We start from the raw sequence: 20,662 nt of genomic DNA, 5'->3' as shown, positions 1-20,662 counted from the left end.
ATCGCCCTCGACGCACCCTCATTCACGATTTCAGCGAACCACGCCCTCGGGCCGAGATACCACCACTCTGAGATGCACGACGGCAGAACTACGGGATGTGAACCGACCACAACGGGTCACGACTCGCCCCAACGAATCGGGCGGGCTTGTCATCAAGCCACCGAAGCAAGACCGGGCCAGTCGACCGCGCCGTCAACCTCTGGATCACCGACGAATGCAGCCGCTCGGCGATCAAGAACAGCCTCGCCATGCTCGTACGAGTGATGGAGCAAGCGGTTCGCGACGGTCTCATCGACGCGAACCCGGCCCGCATCACCGGATGGCAGCGTCAGTACCAACTCGCCGAGGACGAACTCGATGACCCTCGCGCGCTCGCGTTGCCGAACTGGGACGCGCTGACCGAGTTGGCGGACGCACTCATCGAAGCATCTGCCGGCAAGTACCGGGGCTGGGGTGACATCGTCGTCTTCGCCGCCTGCACGGCCGCACGGATCGGCGAAGTGTCCGGCTGCCGCGTCGGCGATATAGATCTCCATGCGTGGACCTGGACGGTCAGGAGACAAACCACACCGTCACCCGGTGGCGTCGCCGACAAAGGCACCAAGGGCAAACGCGCCCGCGTCGTGCCGCTGATCGAGGAACTCCACGACATGCTCCGCACCCGGATCGACCGGCATGCGAACAGTCCGGACGCGCGCCTGTTCACCGGTCCCAGAGGCGGTCGAGTCACGACAGCAGTACTTCGCGACGCGACCAACTGGGACCGCGTCGTGTCAGATCTCGGATACGAACGCCTCCGTCGGCACGACCTCCGACATACCGGACTGACGTGGATGGCCGATGCCGGCATTCCTGTTCATCATCTGCGCAAGATCGCCGGCCACGGCTCGCTGACCACTACCCAGCGCTACCTACACCCCGACCGCACCGCGATCACCGACGCAGGCGCCCTGCTCAGCCGCCACTTGCAATCGCCGCGCGGAGTTCACCTACGCGTCGTGAAATGACCGAAAACTGCGTCCTGCGCGAGAAAGTCAACGCGGTGGAGGTCGAGATCATCGCGCGCGATGAGCCGCGCCGCATCGGAACCTCGAAGGCCACGGTCAGGCTCAACTCGGTTGCGTCTGTCGCGGGCAACCGGTATGGCCAGCAGCCGAGCGACGACGCCTGACGCGCCACGGACTTGCCGCCTGACGGTGTTTGAAAGCGAAGCTCGACCGGTTCCGACCAACGCGCCAATGAGGTTGGAGAACTCGTTGCCGTACCGACGGCGCGAGTCGCTACGCGCGTCTCGAAAACGACCGTTAAAAGATAGTCCTGCGCTGGACGCCGGGTCATGCCATAGAGAATGATTCGGTGACGCTCAGGAACCGGCAAGGCACGAGATCCCGCACCGAGTGGCTGACTGCCGCTTTCTGGATCATCACGTTCTTGTTCGCATACGTATTTCTCGGGCTCCTCTCGTCGTGGGCATGGCTGGTGTACCTCGGTGCAGGACTGGCGCTTACCTATTTCTGGTGGAAGCGGCGCCATCGCAGTCGATATGCGGTCTTGTTCGGCACGAGCTGCGTATTGCTGGTAGTCATGGCGCTAGCCATGATCGGCTGGGCACTATTTGTGACCATCTCGGTCCCGGTCGACAGTGTCGGGCCCCGAAGGGTTGTCTGCGGATCCGTCATCAGTCCGGCGCCCGCCAACGAACTGAAAGTCACGATCGCCGGATCGGACAAGCCCGTGGTGCAGTCTCGTCCGATTCCGCAGAGTCAGCTGGAGCGGGTGTGTTCGAACAGGCTCCACTATCGCTGTAGTCGCGCAGCAGGGCTGGCGTTGATAGGTCTGTTTGTTGCCGCGCGGGCCACTGGGCATTTCACTGCCCCGAGAAAACCCACCACCGATTGAGTTCTCCGGGTCCGGTCGTACAACAGAACCGCCGGTCAGACAACAAAACACCGGACAGTGCCTACCTGCCCTTTGTCGACCGGCACGGTGACGGGGCGAGGAATTGGTCACTCCCAGTGAGAGAATCGAGACATGCGCCGAATGATCACGTTCAGTGCGGGTATCGGCCTACTCTGCGGTCTCTTGGCCGCTGGATTGTTCCTGTGGTGGCTCTCGCTTCCCGTGACGTTGTACACCGCTGGTTATACCCCTCTAGGCGAGGGCACGGTCGGCACCATGGAGATTTCTGAAACAGCCCCATTCCTCGTCGGCATGGTGGTCGGTGGTTCCGTGCTCGGCGGACTCGTGGGCGCAGCCGGTGCCGCGTTCGGATGGCGACTCGGACGTCACCGGCAGGTGTGAGGCAAATCCCTCGCCAACCTCAGACCGATGGCTCTGTCCAATGTCGCATGAATGTGGGCCCTTTGCGTCGGTGAATCTTGGCCGTGTCCGGAATCGACCGATATCTTTGGCCCGCGGCGGCACTGGCCCGTTGAGCTGCGCTCTTGCGTCACGGACGATGTCCACGACGGGGTGATGACCAGGGATTCGCTGCTGATTTCGCGGAGCCCCTTTGTTATCGAGTCGATCCTGTGGGATGGCGAAGTCGGATCACTCACCGTCGAGGGAAGGCTCTTCCAGTTCGAGTAGTGCGGCATCGTCCGGGTGGAGGTTCTCGTTCGGTTCCACCGAGCGGGTCTGCGAATCGTCCCAATCAAACTCGTCGGGAGTCTGGACGAACTGCAGTCCCCGTTCCAGGACTTCGATTTTCTGGCGGTCGTCGCCGGACGAATCCGCGAAGAAGGCAGCGGCAACCGCGTCACGGACCAACGCCTCCGCGAGATCCCAGTCCTGGACGTAGTTTTCGACGGGAACCAAAGGGTCACGCCGTGTCGTCGCATCGGTGGTGCACTCTTGGAAATAGACGCCGACCAGTTCCTGGGATCGATCCCATTGCTCCTGCAGACCGGATGCGATGGCCTTTACCCGCAACTGTGAACGGATGTCGAGGGCATCGGCGGCCCTCATCGGCGGGGAGGTACGAACCTGGGCGACGTATCCGTCGAACCCGATGGCCGCGACATCGGCGATTGTGTCGACTATCGCCTGCCAGTTCGGCCCTAGATGGTCGAGGAGGTCGGCGTCCGTGATCGTCGTCGACTCGATGTGTTGAACCTCCGTCTCGAGCGACCTATTCGGATCGTCGTACACACCGTCCCGCTGTGCTTGACGAAGCCATTCCACTTCCACGGCCGTTGCATCACCCGGAACCGATGCCGCGAGCTCGAACGCCTCGCTGACGGACAATTGTGTACCGGTAGCGACCTGCGGTCCCCACGCTGCGCCGCGGACGCGCAGCAACTCTCCCGCGCTCTGCATGACGTCCGTCAACCGCTGCGCTGTGCCTGCGGCTGCGGGTCCATCGCCTTCGGAGGAGCCGGGGGCACATGCCCTGCGTGGTTCAGCGCTCGCCGCGGGGTGGTTGATCTGTTTGTTGGTGGCGGTGGACGTGTCCTTGGATTGGTACTTCCACGCTCCGATCGTCACGGCGGTGAGGACCACGACTGCCGCAACGACCACGAGAGTGGTCAGACCCTGCTTCCGTGGCGACTGCACGCTCCCCGTCCCTTCAACACCGTCTCCGTGGATTGGTCTGGAGCATCGCTCACCGGATCCAGAACCCGCGTCACTCGCACTTGCGCCTCCCGCTGCCTACGTCATGGACGGCAGCGACGGTAGCCCGTCCACAGCGCCGCGTCGAGCACCGAAACACCCGTGGACTACGTCGAAGATGCACTACAAGTAACTGAAGATATCGACCCGCTGTGAGATTGCAACGGCCCGTGTCTCACTGCGGGCGTTGAGTTTTGGGACAGACCAAGGTCATGTTTTGCGGAGTAGGGCGGTGACGCCGGCGAGGAGGATGGCGACGAAGACCCAGGATGCGCTGCGCACGGTGAGGAGTGCGAGGAATGTTGGCTGATCGGCCCGACTGATCGTCAACCGAATCGCCATAGGGACGATCGCGGATGAGCCCGATCCGCCGATGCCACCCGCTTCGACGGGGTGTCAGAACGTGCATGTCGAGAACGCATTACGCAAGCCGCACCCGACAGAATCGGACGGATGAACGCCGATGCGCTGCCGGACGACTATCGACCGCAACCAGGAGAAGGACCGATAACCCTCATTGTCGACGGAGAGGTCTTCACTCTTCGCATGCGTCCAGACGGTGGTGACGACTACTGCTGGGAATCCGGGCCGAACGAGGGCTATGGCTTCGGTGGCGGCCCAGTGCGGACCGTCGGCGATCCGAACGCGAAGTACCTGATGACGATTGCCGAGCACAACACATCGATCAGCAATCTTCTCAGCAACATCAACGCCGAGACCGGCTACCTCGACTGACGGAGACGAGGCACGGACATGGTGGGCGCACCATCACGCACCAACCGGAGACACCATTCGAGGAGGAGTCATGCCCTGGCCCGATATTCGGGATGAGGATCAGCGGACCTGGCGGTTCATGATGGTCGAGGACGAACCGGACTTCTACGACCATCCCGCTGGGGATGTCGATCCACCCGAGGCGTGGATGGATGCGATCGTTGCGGTCGCCCGTGATCTTCGGTGCTTCCGGTACGGCCGCGATGTGAACCCGGATCGGCTGATCTGGGAGCTGTCCGTCGGGCACGGTGATGCTGTCATGGTCGGATGGAACGGGACCGGCGGGATCAGCGGGTTCTCGCTGTGCGACGGCACGATGCGCACGGACGCTTCGTTCGCGCAGGCAGCGAGGTGGGTGGCGGACACGGCACAAACCGAACTGGCGGGCTACGACTTCGTTCAATGGCCTTCGCAAGGAGGGCATCTACTGAGTCCGCGATGCATGGACGACATGGCGGTATGGTTCAATCGCCACACAGATCAGACGGTGACCCCGATCGGCGGGCTCTGCAAAGCCGTGTGGTGACCTCACTTCGCCTGTCGCGCCCTGCAGTACCGCAACAGGCTGATCGGAAATTTTGCGACGTTACCCACCTGGATGGTGGGTCGATTCGGCTCTCGGGCCAGGTCGCAACGACACGGGTTCGGTGCCCAATCCCCATCGCGCCATCCCGAAGGGTCTCGTCGGTCGCACGGTGGACAGCCTCCGGCCACCGCGCGTCGTCGCGCGAAACTTTCATGATTTCTTCGAGTCAACCACCTCGTCTGAACTCGCTCTCCGATCCTCCGCGATCACTGTTCGACGAACATCGGACTAGACCTGCGCCACCGCTTGGCTCAGCATTCGCGATCTATGACGAGTCAGTGAATCTCCAGCAATCTTCGATTCGTGCACCCATGCCGAATCTCGGTTTGGACCGTTTATGGAACGAGTCGGCTCGGCACTTGACGCGTGAATTGTCCTTGGCTGACAAGGCATCGCTACCCTGCACCCCGACCACACGGCGATCACTGACATAGCGCACTGCTCGGCCGACACCTGCAATCACCGCGCGGCGTTCACCTACGCGTCGTGCAGTGGAAAACGGGGCTTCGATGCGCCAGAAAGTCAGGGCACTTGCGAGCAGGTGACTAACGATTTGCGGCTGTGGTCCCCAAATGGTCCCCAAGACCGGGGACCGGCAGCACAAAAACACCCTCTGACCTGGTCGGGCTGACAGGATTTGAACCTGCGACCACTTGACCCCCAGAAATCGCGCTCCAGTGTTTCCGCACGTCACGCATGCTCTGTCTCGCCTCGACCTCCCTCGGACGTGCGGAACCGCGCACCACGTGCACGGCGTCGGGTCCACAACGGGTCCACAGCCTTCCTCTCTCGCGCCGTGTATCCAGGCGAGACAGTCTGAGTTCGGAACCAGCGCGGGCTGCATGGCAACGGTGAACATCCCAATCGATTTGGCCTCGTTGGACCGCAGGTCCGATGTGCCGCAGGAGATCCGTGTGAGGGCCGAGATGGAACCCGCCCGACCTCGACCAGGCCCGGGATATTCATCGCTGCGGTGGGGTGTAAATCGCAGTAGGCCCTTCTTCCGGAATTGCTTGCCCGCCGATCGGTCCCCAGGTTTCGTACGGCGCCACGCCGATCTCGGAATCGCGTCGGAATTCCTCCGCTGTCCGCGGTTCGTCGCCTTCGATGACGGGTTCCTCCAAGTCATCGCTGTATTCGACGTCCAGTGTCGGGCTCACCGAGGGGACGTTCTCACCCGGTCCCGACCCCGGGGAAGCTGTGCCGCTCAGCGAAACGACGGCGGCAGTCGACCAGGCCGCGACGACCACGACAGCGACGACAATTTGTGTACGCACCGATGCTCCGTGCCGAGTCCATCACCAAACGATCCTCGGGTTTCCGACGCGCGACCGCTTGAACACTGCGCTGCCGTGGACACCCGTCGTAACGCGTGATCGCTTGCTCGGAATACGAGTGTTACTGCGCCTGTGAAGCACTGAAAGAACGTGGTGCCACAGCGTGCCGATTCGGACGACGCAAGCCCGTCCGCCTCGGCAGACATCAGACCGGACCTCGCAGATCGCTGCGTGCAGTTTCGATGACCCGCGCGCAGAGCGTTAGGAGGGTCGCGGCGACATCAGGATTGAGCGGTTGAATTGCGATGAGGACGCTACGCTTCTCTTTCGCATGCGCATCGAAGATGTCCTGCAACCGCTCGTGCTTGTTGATATACGCCAACTGCTCCTGACGCGCGCGATACGCCAAGTCAAATGATGCGCGTGACTCGCCCAGCGGCAGTGACGCCAATACCTGCCGCAGATCGTCTGTGGCGGCTCGCACCGGATCGGCTCCGAAGGCGATCAGAGCGGCTCCGGACGGACCGTCAACAACAACCTTGGCGTCGAAGATCGCGTGCATGGCGGATATGTGACCAAAGGCAACGGCTGGATCGTCCGACCAATCCGTGATGCGCTTGACCTCCTCCATCATCTGGTCACTGACACGGATGATGTCGATGAGTGCCGCGCTCTTGGCCTCCCACACACGCTGTTCGTAGTCGATTGCCGCGGCGTGCTTGCGGTCGCCGCGCTTGCTGAGCGCCACTATTGCCGAACTGGCGACTGCTACCGACGCAGTCGACACCACCGATGCCAACGCGACCCAATCCATAAGCTTCAATTCAACGCGCCCCGCGTCTCGGCAAGGCGATGCGACGCGCCGATGGGCAATGCTCGGCTCGCCATCTTCGCCTGACTCGAAGACACTGTTTCAAAGTCAAGGTAGTTGAAATGCCTGAACGCGGTGGCGACGCGGTGGCCGCGTCGATCACGTCCGGAACTGCCATTGCGAACGCCCATGGGATCGTGTACGCGATCGGCTCATTGGGCACTGACGGTGGCAGCATGGCGCCGAACCATGCCGTGCGCAAACATCATCCGTTCCGTGCCGGACGTTTTGGACAAGCGAACACCGCGTCCACTCGTTCGGTAGGGCTGTCGTGTCGGTGCCTAGACCTACACTGCGCGTATGGCCTCCGGAGAAAGCCGATAGAAGCGATCGCCTGCCTAGGCAGTACCCCGACCGAGCGAGGATGGGCGTCCCGCTCACGTGCGCCGCATACGACCTCCTCGCTTGCCCGCGCCGGTATCACCACGGTGGCGGCTGAACCGGGAGGCCGCAGGCACCGAATCGGGACAAGCCCCCGAGCGCACCGGACGCTGGTACGCCTGGCGCGGAAGCCGACACGAGATCGACCGCTCTCACCATGCAGGCAGACTCCATCGCCGGCGCACTGCCACCCAGGGGGTGTCCGATCCGCTCGGTACGCCGCACGATTCCCTACGCGGAGGCGAGCACCATGAGAATTGGTGGTGGCTGCGAGCGCCACCCGAACCCGCGAATGTGGTGTGCAATTGCCGGGACTGTGTAAACACTTTTGGCGAACCAGAAATCACCGCCCACCCCCGGAGGACGGCTCATGCAACAAAGGTCCCTACTCACCCAACACGGGGCAACTCGGAATGGCCCAACCTGATGTTCGAACAGCGCGAGCGGTGGCTTGAGGAACTGCGTGATCACGTCACACGCAAGGGGGCAGTTACGAGCACGACCGGCCACATGAACCTGGTCGCAATCTCACTCGAGATCGCGGACGCGTGCGCCGACGAACGGGCACAAACACGGATTCACGTACCGAATTGGCAGTCAATGGCGACGGACCTGGAAGACGCCGTCTCCTACCTCGGCTCCGAGGCTGCCACAGCGGTTCGGGCCGAAACCGTCTCGCTAATCGACGCGATCCGGAACCAGCTGCTGAGCGAAACCGCCGACGACACCGGAAAGACACAGATAAGCATCGACAACGGCAAGAGGCCGCAAGTTACAGACTTCTCTGCGGCACTGCTGGCTAGGCTCGACGGAGATGATCTTCTTGTCGCTGCGTGGCGCGATCTCGTTGCGGGGTGCCGCGATTCATCTCACATCACCTATCCCTACGACCGCATTGCGTTCCTGCGCGACAACGCAATCGCTCTTCTGGAGCATCGACGGCAGGATCCTGGGCACTGGGGGTCGATCCGTACAGCGGTCGACATTCTGTTCGACAGTCGGTATAGCGTCGCGCGCGCGCAGGACGCGCTCGGTGAGCCACCGATCGCTTTCGATCCCCGAAACCAGACGGAGCCCACAGGACTGACCGACGAGGAACGAATGAACCTCGCCGAACGCTGGATCGTGCGGCCGCCGTCAACGGAGGATACCGTCATCGTCTGGTTCCGCATCGCGAACGCATACAGCGTGCATGGTGGCGACCTCGCGCACGGCGACATCAATTTCTACTCGGCCCAGGTTCTCGCAGGGGTGATCACCAATCATGCTGCGGCTCGCACGGCGTTGTCGGTCGTGCCGGAAGAGTTGCTGACCGATCAGATCCGCGAACAGCAAGCGAATATCGGTGACATCGACGAGTACAACGGCCTCGAGCACCAGCCTGGGCTGGTATACGCGCGCATAGTGGTTCGCAATATCGAGCACCACGCCGCCGTAGCCGAAGCACGTACGCTCCTCCATGCTCTGCTGTCAGTCCTTCACCCACACGAGGACATGTGGAAGATCCTCAACGGCCACTTGGTCTTCGACGGCCGCTACACCACCCGTCCGCTCGAATGGGGACCGAAGACGGATCTAGCACCGACGATCTTCGCGGAGAACGACTACGTCGCGGACGGTCTCCGGGCGCTGACCGCCGAAGGCCACCTGATCGGCCCGGAAAAGGCTCGTCAGTTACAGCCGATACTGAATCTCGCCCAGGCGCTCGACACTGCACGCTCGGATCCGGAAGCGATCGTGATGGCTGCAGTCCGCGCAATCGAGCACTGCAATTCCTGGACAACCCGGGGCCGCAAGGAGTGGGGCGAATTCATCCGCCTGTATTTGAGAGACGAATTCACCCGGATCGCGTTCCTGCGGCGTGCAACCGAGGCCACGTTCGATGCCATCGTCCGAAAGCTCCCCGACAGTTCGCCCGGAGCAAAACCACAACCGCAACTGCACGATATCCGCGAATCCGTCGACGCTGGTTCGTGGGGCCGCTTGTTCGACCGGCAGACTGCCATCGGACACATCGCCACACTCAAAGAAATCTATGCCGATCACCCACTGGTACGACGACTATCAGAACTCGACGACATCCTCGCCACTGGCAACTCGATAAGCGCGGCGTTCGATACGGAACACACACGAGTCGACGCGCAAGTTGCTCGCCTCACGCGCTCGCGCAACGCCGCGATCCACGGCGGACCACTCTCGACAGCGGCATGCGATTCGATAGCCGACTTCGCCTACGACCTCGCGAGCCAGGTGCTGCACACCGCAACCTGGGCCATCGTCACCGGCAAGAGCATCGCAAACTACATGCGCGAGAACCGCGGCGAGAACGAACGGAGAATCCGAATTCTCCGAAAGACCGGCGACCTGCGACAGCTTCATGCTGCCTAATCGATTGCTGCCGAGTCCACGGCCGGCGGCGGCGGGACGACGAGGATCCACCGCCCATGCCGCTCAATGCCAAGGCGTGTCCAAACGCGATGCCGGAAGGAGTATTTGATGCCGGAGGCACAAGATAATGAGTTGCACGCGATCCCGATGACTCTGTTTGTGCGAGCGTCGGACGAGTCGTCGAACCTCCCATGGATCCCCAACTCGAATTGTTACCGACAAACCTGATGGATTGGGAGGACTTCGAGCGCCTCCTGCTGGATCTTGGCCGCGACGAACTTGGGCTCAGGTCGCTCAGCTTCTTCGGCAAGCGAGGGCAAGCCCAGAAGGGACTCGATGTCATTGGAACGAACGCCGAAGGCAAACCGGAGGGCATTCAGTCCAAACGGTACCAAGCATTCTCGGTGACCGATCTCGACGCCGCAGTTGAGAAGTACACACAATCCCCCCTGCCTTTCAGATTGGTCCGCTTCGTCATCGGTGTCGCGGCGAAAGTGGACGATCGCGCGGTCGTCGAGCGCAAGATCGTGCTCAACGAAGCGCATCACCCACTGGAAATCGATATCTGGGACCAATCCCGGATATCGGAGATGCTGCGCGACAAGCCCGAGACCGTACTCAAGTATTTCGGGGCGCGTGCAGCCGAGCGATTCTGTGTGCCGCATGTTCTTACCCCCATCGAGGTGGCGGGACCTGATTCCGTGGCCACCGCTGACGCCGTTATGCTGGGCCCGCTGAAGAGCGCCGACGCTGTTGGGTTACTCACCCAAGCCGCGCGAACCGCCAACGACGACCCAGCGGGGGCGCTTCCTCTGTACCGCGAGGTACAGGGCCGGCTGGTGTCGTCGGGATTCCCAGGCCACGCCACCGAGTTCGATGACACCGTGGCAGAACTCCACATCCGAGTCGGCGCAGAAGCCGCGGCAATCCGCCTACTCATGGATGCGCTGTGGGCTGCCGAGCGCGCCGATGACTCGCTACGCGCGGACCACATCGCCCGCACGTTGCGAAGCCTCGCCGGCTTCCCCGAGTTCGGACCGATCGGGACTACTTCACCGCGGACTCCGACTCTTGGCGCTGCGTACGCGGTGGCACAGTTTGTGGCTGACCATCTACATGCGCCCGTCCCAATCAGTATCGAGTTGCCGTCAACTGAGATCGCACTGTCCGAAGCGGAGGACCGTGCCCGTGTCACTCTCTTCTCGGCTGAGCGTGCCCTCGGAAATGACGATCTCGCGTGGATCATCACCCACCGAGATCAAATCGACTCTGCCGCCGCTGAAATGGCTACGACCCATTTTGATGTGGAGATTCGTTTGCGACTCACCGTCGCCGACGCCGCCGGGGAGTGGGCCCCCCTAATCCAACGCGCCAGAACTGGAATGCAACGCGAATTCAAGGCGTTGGTACTGGCTCGACATGCCCGCTATCAGGCCTTGGACGCAGCGTACGCGGAGGCAGATGACGAGTGGAACGAAGCAATCGGCGAGGCGTGTCTCGCGCAACGTTATGACGATGCCGCGGATTGGCTCTACAGCCAGCGCTACATCGCCAACCGCTACCGTCCAACATTTGTCGACAAGTGGCACCCGGTAGCGCAAGCTCTGTCAAACCGGCCCTCACGTCCACGAATCATCAGCACTGCGAGCAAGTCGCGGGAGCGCGCACTGTCGGCGTTGCACTATGGAAAGCCAAGAGAAGCCGCGATCAAGCTGCGGAGACAACTTCTCGACGGTCTCAGGGCGGCTTCGTTGCACGACGAAATCGAAGCTTGCCGTCTTCTGGGGCAAACCTACCGAGAAACGGGCGCCTTTCGGCTGGCTGCGAACTATTCCATCCGCGGCGGCGACCCCGAGGGTGCTCGGTCAGCCGCGGCCGCACTCGGCGACAACTACGAAGATATCGCTGACCTGCTCAAGGGTCCGCTGTCTTGGGTCGTCGCGTCTGCCTTGGAGTTCGCCACAGCCCAAGCCGATCTCGTTCCCAATAACGAACTCGACACGATCGTCGAACTCGCCTTTGGCGTCATCCGCGACGTCACGTCCGGATCGCGCCACGACTCACCACTGTTCAGCCCACACATGTACCTGTGCGCATACGGTCTGCTCGCAGCGCTCGCGGATCGCCTATCCACAGCACACGCGCAAACCGTACTCGAAATGCTCGCCGACTCCGTAGTCGTCGAGAGCGAACACCACTACCATCGAACCGACGAAAGCCACATTGAGATCGCGGCGGGTATCGGAAGCGCCCACAACGGTGCGCTGAGGGATAGCGCGCTCGATCAACTCGTTGGGTTGTTCGAACGCGACGCGCACCCGTTCGGCGCGGTTGCTCGCAGGGCGCTTACCGACAACATCGATCGGGTCGGCACACGCCTGCAAGAGATGGCCGAGCGGGGTCACAATGAGGCCGCCGCCCTGCTCGGGTACATCGATCCCGCTCGAGTATCGCCGGCAGCGGCGCAGGACGCCGCCGAGCGGTTGCGTCAACCAACGAACAACGGGCCAACTCAGTTCCGCTCGGGTACCGGAGCAGTCAACGACTCGTTGATCGCGGCTGTTCTGCCAGCCGAGGTACGCATCGAATGTGTTGAGATGCTGATCTCGAATGCGCGTTCGCCGTGGGAAGGGTCTGGAGACCGAAATGACTTTCTATTGGCGGCAAGCAATTTGGTAAACGGATTGGACGAAGAGCATCGTCGCCGGTTTCTCGACGACGCAATCGATTTTGCGGCTTACCCACCCCTATCCCAGGTAGATGTGTTCAACGCGTCGATGAGCAGTCCTCTGAGCGCCATGCGCATCGACGACAGGACGGACTGCCGCCCGGCCGCGGCGTTCTTGGCTGCGCGGTTGGCGGTGGCATCCGAGGAGAAGCGGTTGGTCCGCGATACAGCTCTCCGCCTCATCGGGACGAACAACGATGAGGACTACCGAGTCACCAAGACCCTTCAATTAGTCCAGACCGAGCTCGCTGACAACATCGGAATGCTCGCGCACGGCCGCTGGCCGTTACGCTGCCTCGCTGCGATTCTCTGGGCCGATGCAAGCGACGCCTCTGAAGAGCTCGGCATGACTCTTGCCCGAGACCCCGACGTCCGAGTGCGTCGCGCACTCGCAACGGAGATTGTTGCCACCGATGATCAGCGCACTGCCGACGTCCGGACGGTTCTGCGCAACGACCCGCGATGGTCGGTGCGCTCGGTTGCAGGAGACGACTTTCGCAGAGGATCCCGGTAACGTGCGCCCGACAGACTGAGCGCAGCAGTCCCTTAGCAATGAAAGCGTCGGTCAAATCCCCAGCAGTTCCGGCGCTCACCTGGACGGACGGGCTTGAATCAGAAACCGTCGGTCCGGACAAAAAATGCCGCCCTGTCCGCTACGCCTCAGCTCAGAGGGCGTCTGGCTCCCCCGACTGGACTCGGACCAGCAACCGTTCGCTGTCGGTTTCGAAACACAGCGCCTCGTACAGGAACTGCACATTAGGCGGTCGTTTCTCGTCACGGCTACAAACGCCTCCGTCACCCCGACCTCCGACACATCGGACTGACATGGATGGCCAATGCCGGAGTTCCTGTCCACCATCTGCGTAAGATCGCGCGCCACCCAGCGCCACCAGCACCCCGATCACTCTGACTCGTCGCCACGGCAACCCAGCGCGGCGTACATCTTCGGGTGGTGAAGTGATCGAAAGCGATGCGAGCCCGCCGCTGACCGTCACGCTTGGGTTGGTCCGATGTCCCAGAGAGCGTGGCGACCGTCAGGTTGCGTCGTATGGTCGGCGAACCGCGGACCGAGGTCCATCGACAGGTCGAATCCGTCACACACAGCTCTGCGCACGTATTCGTCCCGGAGATCCGCGAGGAGCCGACGGCCGGTCGCGTCGAGGTGAGTTACGTGCATCGTGACGAGCACCAGCCGCCCGTTCGCAAGCACGAAGCCATCGACAATCCCCGCATCGAGCAGGTATTCGGCCGGGCCGGCATCAATCAACGGCATCCCCGGGTCACCGATCGCAACCCGGAACTCCGTCACGGTGTCGGCGCGGTCGGGTTTCCTGATCCACCGAACCTTTTTGTGGTCTTCCCACCCGGAGTTTGCAGACGTCCGTACGTCCTCGGTGGGGACCATAAACGTGATCAAGTGCGTCCATCCCGGCACGAACGGCTCCGGCCGATCCCAGGCGTCAACCCGCCTGTTGTCGGAGTCGGGTCTCCCAACCCACATCGCGCCCGGGTGATCGACAGAGGACAAGTGGAAAATGAATCGGCCGCTCTGATGGAATGAGAACTTGGCCAAGTCTTTCCACGTCCGGATCGATGCGTAAACATCGAGCTTCCCTTTGTTCGCCCATACGCGGAAGACGCTCGAGCACTCGCCGGGTCGGCCGACCGCGAACCGCAGGGCTGTGCTCTTGGTGACGGGACCGAAGCTGACGATGTGTTCAGTGGCCGGACCCAGGGTGGCAACCGTGGCCCTGTGCCGGTCGTCGGACAGTTCGAACACGAGACCCGCAGATACCACGCCATTGAACACGGTCCTGTCACTCATGGATCGAACGTACCTATGCGTGCTCGCGACGATCGCACTGCTCCGGGTCAAACCGCCGGTCAAGGCCTCGGTGCGACACTCACGACAGCCGTTTGGTCGTGGCCGGCACCGGCGCCGCTCGAAGTCCGGGTCTGAACGGTCGGCTCAGCCGGGTATTCGAAGGCGCTCTCGGTTTCGGCCGCCTCACCTGAAAATTCGGTCAACTTGGGCGGAACCCCGGTCGCCTGAACCTTCCGGCATGCCCGACCAGCTGGTTGCGGCAGGAGCCACAGTTGCGCCGACCCGGCGATCAGGCCGCTGAGCAGCGGAGATAACGAATCACAAGTGGTGGCCAGGCCCGCACTCTCGGTCGTGGACCCGTTGTGGACCCGGACGCGACTTTGCCGCACAACGCATTTCAATCCCCTGATCGGCGCCGAACGAGGCGCCAGAACTCCGAATAGCTCTCCCCCGCAACGCCTTCGGATCACAGTGGTCGGTGTCAGCGCACTTGACTGGGCCCTGAAAGTCAAGTGCGCTACGAAAACGCTCTGACTTGGGGAAACGCGGAATCCGTCTCAGGTCCCTTAAATGGGGAATCTCGCCGCGCTACGGTAAAAACATGCAGCTACCAGCTGCAAATACCTACTCTGTCGGGCTGACAGGATTTGAACCTGCGACCACTTGACCCCCAGTACGGTAGAGGCGCACGTTACGCCAGGTCATAAGCGATATGCCTCACCTCTTCCCCGTGTACGGCGAGTGCGAATCCCCAGGTCGTGCGCCGGCGTGCAGAGCGTGTGGTCCCCGCGTGGTCCCCAAGATTGCGGGCCCGACCGTCGCTCGACTTGGTTGCGGCGACGCGATGGGTCCGCATCTCATTCTCCTGTCGGCAGTCGCTCCCAACGGCAGTGTCCCTGACATAAGCCACAGACGCACCACGGATCTCGGCGGTCGCCCTCGACACACTCTCGCTCACGATTCCAGCCAACCACGCCGTCAGGCGGAGAGACACCACCAACTTGAGACGCAGTGGACCGGTGGACCGACGGGTCGATCGGTCCGAGATCGCCGATGCGGATGCGGATGATTGCCCTTGGACCACACGGCGCGGGAGCGTATTGTGCGTCGCAATCGTGCCCCCGTGAGCAATCGATAACACTGCAACGGTTCACGGCGAGGTACCCGCCGCCGACAAGGTTTTTGGACGCCGATGCGATCTCACTCGGCGGTGTCGAGGTCGATTGTGCGTATGGGGTGGTCTGCTGTGGTAAGGGACGGCGGATAGGATTTGACGTCTCCCGACCACTTTGCCTGTCCACGCCGGACCCTGTCATAGATGTCCTGGTCACGTCGGGGTGCGCGGAGGGTCCCGTCCGGGTTCAGAAATCCCACGCTAGTCCACTTGCCGCCGTCAGTGCCCTGCGCCAGGAACTTGGCTTTACGTCCGAATGCAGGTACCCGCCCTCGGTTGTCAATAACTTTGGTGCGCGAAACCGACACAATATCTGGTATCGAATCTTGCTCGCAGTAATGCTGGCATGTCCGCCAGAGTCCGAACATCGCTACTCCCTTTCGTGTCCTCGCGCGTTTAGCTGGTGGAGGCCGTGTCGGGTTGACAACGCAATTCCAGTCACCATGGTGAACTAAAGCGAAGGCGATCGATTGACTGAACGGGACTGCTGTACGGATAGGTGACATCTGATTTGTGGTGCCGGGAGGCACTGCTGGAAGGATGTGCCTCGTGCCGAAGCCGTATCCCAGGGAGTTCCGCGACGACGTCGTGCGTGTGGCCCGCAACCGCGAGCCGGGTCAGCAGTTGAAGCAGATCGCCGCCGATTTCGGGATCAGCGAATCGTGTCTGGCGAATTGGATGAAGGCCGCCGACGTCGAGGACGGCATCAAGCCGGGAACCACCGTCGCCGAGAACGCCGAGCTGCGAGAGGCCAGGAAACGGATCCGGCTGCTCGAGCAGGAGAACGAGGTCCTGCGCCGCGCGGCGGCGTACCTGTCGCAGGCGAACCTGCCGGGAAAATGATCTACCCGCTCGTAAAAGAGCTCGCCGCGCAGGGGATCCCCGTCGCGGTGACGTGCCGGGTCCTGCAGCTCGCCCGCCAGCCCTACTACCGATGGCTCGCCGCGCCGGTCACCGCCACCGAAATCACGCAGGCCTACCGGGCCAACGCACTGTTCGACGCCCACCGCGACGACCCCGAATTCGGTTACCGGTTCCTCGCCGACGAAGCCGCCGCGGCCGGCCAACCGATGGCGGGACGTACCGCATGGCGGATCTGCTCGGCCAACAAATGGTGGAGTTCGTTCGGCAAGAAACGGGGCGGCAAGAACCTGCGCTCGGGGCCACCGGTGCACGACGATCGCGTCGGGCGGAACTTTAGCGCAGAGGCGCGGAATCGCTTGTGGCTCAGCGATATAACCGAACACAGCACCGGCGAGGGCAAGCTCTACCTGTGCGCGATCAAGGATGTGTACTCGAACCGGATCGTGGGCTACTCGATCGACTCGAAAATGAAGGCCCGCCTCGCGGTCGATGCACTCGACTCCGCAGTCGCCCGCCGTGGGGCCGCTGGTGATTCGGTGGCCGGCTGCGTGGTTCACAGCGACCGCGGGTCGCAATTTCGGTCACGAAAGTTCGTTCAGGCACTCGACCGGCACGCGATGGTGGGTTCGATGGGCCGCGTCGGCGCCTGCGGAGACAACGCCGCCATGGAATCGTTCTTCGCGCTGCTGCAAAAGAATGTCCTCGACCGTCGAGGCTGGGCCACCCGTGACGAGCTTCGCATCGCGCTAGTGACCTGGATCGAACGCACTTACCACCGACGCCGCCGCCAAGCCGGACTCGGCAAATTGACCCCCATCGAATACGAAACAATCATGACCACACCAGCCACCCAGGCTGCGTGACGAAACCTGTCACCCGATCGTGCAGCAGTCCCAACTATCCCGAGTTTCATGCACCCCCGAGGTTCTGTGAGCCGGCCAGTTGGTCGGTCACGAGTTGGGAATAGTACTGGGGGCCTTGGCTGATACAACAGGGTGTCTACCACTCAGGGCGGTGAAGCGCCTGCTCAGGTTTCGCTCTCCGCCCAGGTAGCAATCTCGGACCACGACATGTGAATTGGTTGCCTGCCGTGTTTCCTGGTGGATCATTTTCGCCCTGGCGGGATCGTGCCGGCGCGTACCTGCAAACGGCCAGCCGCGTGCGTATGCGTTGCGACAAGGGTCGCTGCGAGTAGACGGATGTCGTCGCTCGCACGGTCTCCGAGCGGCTTGAATCGGCCGAATCGGTCGGTGGCTACTAGGAGATCATCGGCGGCCATGATCTCGGCAACTGGGGTGTGCTTGAGCCGGTTCTTCGTCAGTGTGCCGCGGTCGAAAGTCGCGGCATAGATCGGCGTTAGTTCAGATTGCTGGCGCGTCTTCAGAAAGCCTGTCAGGGGGTAGCTGAACACCACAATCTTGGCGTGAGTGGCGACTGGCGCACTGGACAGCGCCTCTTTGACGGTGGCAATGATGGTGGACGCCAGCGCCCGCCGATACAAGTCGATGACTTCTGACTTGCTTCGCTTGCGAACCTTGCCCCCGTCAGCAATGGCTAGGTGCGCGACTTCCTCGCCGGGAAAATGCACGACCAGTGTTACGTAGTTGATACCTCCATCGGTACCGGCGTCCACGCAAGCCGAGTGAGAAACATTGTCAGCAAACGCTGCATCGACTGTACGGATCACCTCTTCGGGGTCGTGCGCCTGCAAACGACGCCATCTCGCGAATGCAGATTCATATGCGCTCTGCTGACCAACCCGCGTCTTGTTGGTGACTATCCAACCTCGCTGCCACTCGCGCTTGATTTCCGGTTCCTCAGGCTTCGACTCGACGGGAAACTTCTTGCGGTGCAACGATGTCAGTGCGTCCTCCGCACGCTCGCTGTCCCTTACAAGACGATCCCGCTCGCTCTTGGCCAACGAAGCGTCGAGCAGCATATCCGCAAGCGTCAAACCGAGAGCGAAAAATCCAGTGTCCACAAACTGCTGTGGCCTGTTCTTAGTCGAAGCACGCTCTTTGGTTGATCGACTCCGAGAACTGCCCGACCTGGATACCGAAAACGGGCCCAATCCGGAACTTACCGTGGTGTTCCCCGCCCCCGCATGTACACGAGCAGCGCGCGGACCGACGCTCGTCCGCACACCAGCACCGGAAGCCCGCACTCGTACACCCGGGGCGACGCGAAAACCAACACCCAACCCCATACCTGCATCCTCGCACGATCTAATCCGCCGGCGTCTCCGGAGATGTTTACGTGGCCAGAGTGCGCGGCGTCGGCGTGTTTGACTCCCGGTCACAACATCCGCCGAGGGGCGTGTACGTGCCGCGGCGATTACCGAACTCTATCCACCGAGCACCCACACCCTCGATCGCGGTCACGGCGAAGGTCATCGCTCGACGGTACGGCCTGCGGGCGAAGCCACCCGCGCCACCAACCACACGGACTTGGCCGTCCACCGGTTGTCAATGTTTCGCGGCTGCCCTTAAGCAACTGTTTTCGGCGACGTAGCCGCGCACTGGCGGTAGCACCCACCGCAAGCGCAATCCGTGCGGCACTCGCCTCCAGTATCGGAACAGTCTCGACAAGGAATTGGGACAGCCGCTGGTCGTACAGCACAATCCTCGATCCTGCTCCGGCCGTTGGGGAGTGCGGCATCGGTGACGATTCTCGCTCTGGGCCAGATCGCGGCAGTGCCAGCCGGCCAGTCACCTAATCGTGCAGCAGTCCCGATCGCCGAAGACCTGCGGGCATCGGGCACACTGTTGAACGCAGCGTCCTCGATATCGACTAGGGCCCCCATACTCGGGAGTGACGACGGCAGGCGTGGCTGAGGGGAGACGGACAACAGCGATGACCGGGAAGTCTGCCGGAAGCGGCACGTGCGCGGACTGCAAGAAGCGAGTCCGCTTCGAGAAGCGTGGCGACTTCCTGATGTGCATGTATTGCGGCTACCGACACCGTGTCCAGGGCACGTCGGAGGTGAGTGCCAGCCGCCAGCGGACTGTCGACCTGCCGCCAGCAGGGATCACCAAGGAAGTTCTCGACGGCACGAAGAAGCGTGGCGCCCCCACCCTGCGAAGTGGTGGTGCGCGTCGGGTGCGTCTGTGGACAGGGCGCACCAGTCGACGCAAGTGAAAATGGCGGCCCTCGACACCAGCTACCTCTTCGGCCGTGGGAACGAACGATGAAGACCTCCCTTGTCGGGTCGAGTTCGACGCCGCAGTCGGTATCGATGGCCGATTCGACCGCACGGCGCTGATGAAGGCCGACCCCGATGCGCCGTGGTCGGTGGCGCGAGGCTCGGGTATCCCGCTGACCAACCGGCACGAGCGTATGCTCGAACGCCGGTTGCTGCGTCGACTGACCGAACTCGGCCGCCAACCGGTGCCCGACGACAACGACATCGTCGGCGGCGCCCAGGCACAGAATGGCGACCGAGTGCGCGCGCCTGTGAAACTCCGACGGCCGGCACAACAATCTCGCTGCCGGCTTCCACCAACCCCCGTCGCCGAGCCCCACGAGCTAAAGGTCGCAGAGCTCGTGATCGAAAACGCCCGCAGTGCGCGGGAACTACGACCGCCATACATGTGCCTCGACGACGGAGCGATCCGATTCGTCGGCCCGGCAACCATTGTCGTGCTGCAGAAGTCGGGCTCGTGAACCAGCGCCAGTGACCAAGCGCCGCTCGGTGACGTATCGGCTCCGGACACGCCGGGGATTCAATGTCTTGGGCTCGCGTGCAGAGCGTGTGGTCCCCATCCGCGTCCCAAAGTTTCGCGGGGCACCGGCGCCGCGAACGCGCGTGCCGATCCGACGGGCATGCCTCCCATACGCCTGTAAACAACCACGCCGCTCAACCTTGGGGACCATTTGGGGACCAAGCTCGTCGCTGCCAAACAGGTTGCGCCACAACATCTATGGTGAGCAGTAGACAATTCCGTCGCGGCAGAAGACCAAATCCGGGGTCGACAGGCGGTTTTCGGCCTGCTCACCTAAATCTCGGTCAAGTGCGCCAGAAGCGCCGGCGACCTGCGGAAACAACCAAAATTTCCGGATTCCGTCTCACGGCGCTGGACTCGCACTCCCCGACCGCGCTACCGTGAAAAACATGCAATGACCTGCACAAATACATACTCCGTCGGGCTGACAGGATTTGAACGTGCGACCACTTGACCCCCA

At 62.3% G+C, this 20,662-nt stretch carries 16 protein-coding genes; 11 read left to right on the top strand and 5 right to left on the bottom strand.

What is annotated here, in order from left to right:
* Positions 1 to 146 precede the first annotated feature (146 nt).
* From A8G08_RS10075 to A8G08_RS10065, 4 genes are all read left to right on the top strand, one after another.
* Positions 147 to 1,007 (top strand): tyrosine-type recombinase/integrase, encoded by an 861-nt coding sequence (locus tag A8G08_RS10075; protein ID WP_245672759.1) that lies wholly within the window; start codon positions 147 to 149, stop codon positions 1,005 to 1,007.
* Positions 1,004 to 1,171, top strand: a complete 168-nt coding sequence (locus A8G08_RS27090) for a hypothetical protein (RefSeq protein WP_157108496.1) — start codon at positions 1,004 to 1,006, stop codon at positions 1,169 to 1,171. The genes A8G08_RS10075 and A8G08_RS27090 overlap by 4 nt, the downstream gene beginning before the upstream one ends.
* 185 nt (positions 1,172 to 1,356) lie before the next feature.
* Positions 1,357 to 1,899, top strand: coding sequence for a hypothetical protein (locus tag A8G08_RS27085; protein ID WP_157108495.1), 543 nt, complete (start codon positions 1,357 to 1,359; stop codon positions 1,897 to 1,899).
* 132 nt (positions 1,900 to 2,031) lie between these two features.
* A complete protein-coding gene (locus A8G08_RS10065; protein WP_068273345.1) occupies positions 2,032 to 2,301 on the top strand; it encodes a hypothetical protein in 270 nt (89 codons plus the stop codon).
* Positions 2,302 to 2,550: 249 nt separating this feature from the next.
* Here the strand turns inward: A8G08_RS10065 and A8G08_RS10060 are convergent, their stop codons facing one another.
* On the bottom strand, positions 2,551 to 3,555 hold the full coding sequence (locus tag A8G08_RS10060; protein ID WP_245672758.1) for a hypothetical protein: 1,005 nt from the start codon (positions 3,553 to 3,555) through the stop codon (positions 2,551 to 2,553).
* A gap of 510 nt (positions 3,556 to 4,065) precedes the next feature.
* Here A8G08_RS10060 and A8G08_RS10055 point away from each other — a divergent pair.
* On the top strand, positions 4,066 to 4,347 hold the full coding sequence (locus A8G08_RS10055) for a hypothetical protein (protein WP_157108494.1): 282 nt from the start codon (positions 4,066 to 4,068) through the stop codon (positions 4,345 to 4,347).
* A gap of 70 nt (positions 4,348 to 4,417) precedes the next feature.
* The gene (locus A8G08_RS10050) at positions 4,418 to 4,912 is read left to right on the top strand and encodes a hypothetical protein (protein WP_068273343.1); all 495 of its coding nucleotides are present in this window, start codon (positions 4,418 to 4,420) and stop codon (positions 4,910 to 4,912) included.
* A 1,022-nt stretch (positions 4,913 to 5,934) separates the two neighbouring features.
* Here the strand turns inward: A8G08_RS10050 and A8G08_RS10045 are convergent.
* Positions 5,935 to 6,249, bottom strand: coding sequence for a hypothetical protein (locus A8G08_RS10045; RefSeq protein ID WP_157108493.1), 315 nt, complete (start codon positions 6,247 to 6,249; stop codon positions 5,935 to 5,937).
* A 205-nt stretch (positions 6,250 to 6,454) separates the two neighbouring features.
* Positions 6,455 to 6,997: a hypothetical protein gene (locus tag A8G08_RS10040; protein ID WP_157108492.1), complete on the bottom strand. Its 543-nt coding sequence runs from the start codon at positions 6,995 to 6,997 to the stop codon at positions 6,455 to 6,457.
* 1,014 nt (positions 6,998 to 8,011) lie between these two features.
* Here A8G08_RS10040 and A8G08_RS27080 point away from each other — a divergent pair.
* Positions 8,012 to 9,889, top strand: a complete 1,878-nt coding sequence (locus A8G08_RS27080; RefSeq protein ID WP_157108491.1) for a hypothetical protein — start codon at positions 8,012 to 8,014, stop codon at positions 9,887 to 9,889.
* Between the two features lie 191 nt (positions 9,890 to 10,080).
* Positions 10,081 to 13,131, top strand: coding sequence for an ATP-binding protein (locus tag A8G08_RS10030; RefSeq protein WP_068273335.1), 3,051 nt, complete (start codon positions 10,081 to 10,083; stop codon positions 13,129 to 13,131).
* Positions 13,132 to 13,608: 477 nt separating this feature from the next.
* Here A8G08_RS10030 and A8G08_RS10025 read toward each other — a convergent pair whose 3' ends face one another.
* Complete coding sequence (locus A8G08_RS10025) at positions 13,609 to 14,442, bottom strand: hypothetical protein (protein WP_157108490.1); 834 nt, start codon at positions 14,440 to 14,442, stop codon at positions 13,609 to 13,611.
* 1,723 nt (positions 14,443 to 16,165) lie between these two features.
* Here A8G08_RS10025 and A8G08_RS10010 point away from each other — a divergent pair.
* Positions 16,166 to 17,343, top strand: a protein-coding gene (locus A8G08_RS10010; protein ID WP_157108489.1) for an IS3 family transposase whose coding sequence is annotated in 2 segments (ribosomal slippage) — positions 16,166 to 16,450 and positions 16,453 to 17,343 — 1,176 coding nt in all. Because the reading frame shifts where the segments join, the coding sequence is not laid out codon by codon here.
* Positions 17,344 to 17,585: 242 nt separating this feature from the next.
* Here the strand turns inward: A8G08_RS10010 and A8G08_RS10005 are convergent.
* Positions 17,586 to 18,419, bottom strand: coding sequence for a hypothetical protein (locus tag A8G08_RS10005; protein ID WP_157108488.1), 834 nt, complete (start codon positions 18,417 to 18,419; stop codon positions 17,586 to 17,588).
* A gap of 914 nt (positions 18,420 to 19,333) precedes the next feature.
* On the opposite strand from A8G08_RS10005, the gene A8G08_RS27075 reads away from it, so the two are divergent.
* Positions 19,334 to 19,618, top strand: a complete 285-nt coding sequence (locus tag A8G08_RS27075; protein ID WP_157108487.1) for a hypothetical protein — start codon at positions 19,334 to 19,336, stop codon at positions 19,616 to 19,618.
* Positions 19,619 to 19,654: 36 nt separating this feature from the next.
* On the top strand, positions 19,655 to 20,143 hold the full coding sequence (locus A8G08_RS10000; protein WP_068273326.1) for a hypothetical protein: 489 nt from the start codon (positions 19,655 to 19,657) through the stop codon (positions 20,141 to 20,143).
* Positions 20,144 to 20,662: the final 519 nt, after the last annotated feature.

Source organism: Aldersonia kunmingensis, assembly GCF_001646865.1.
Classification (GTDB): domain Bacteria; phylum Actinomycetota; class Actinomycetes; order Mycobacteriales; family Mycobacteriaceae; genus Aldersonia; species Aldersonia kunmingensis.
Note: the sequence above shows the minus strand (reverse complement) of the source record. Positions and strands in the feature narration are given on the sequence as shown.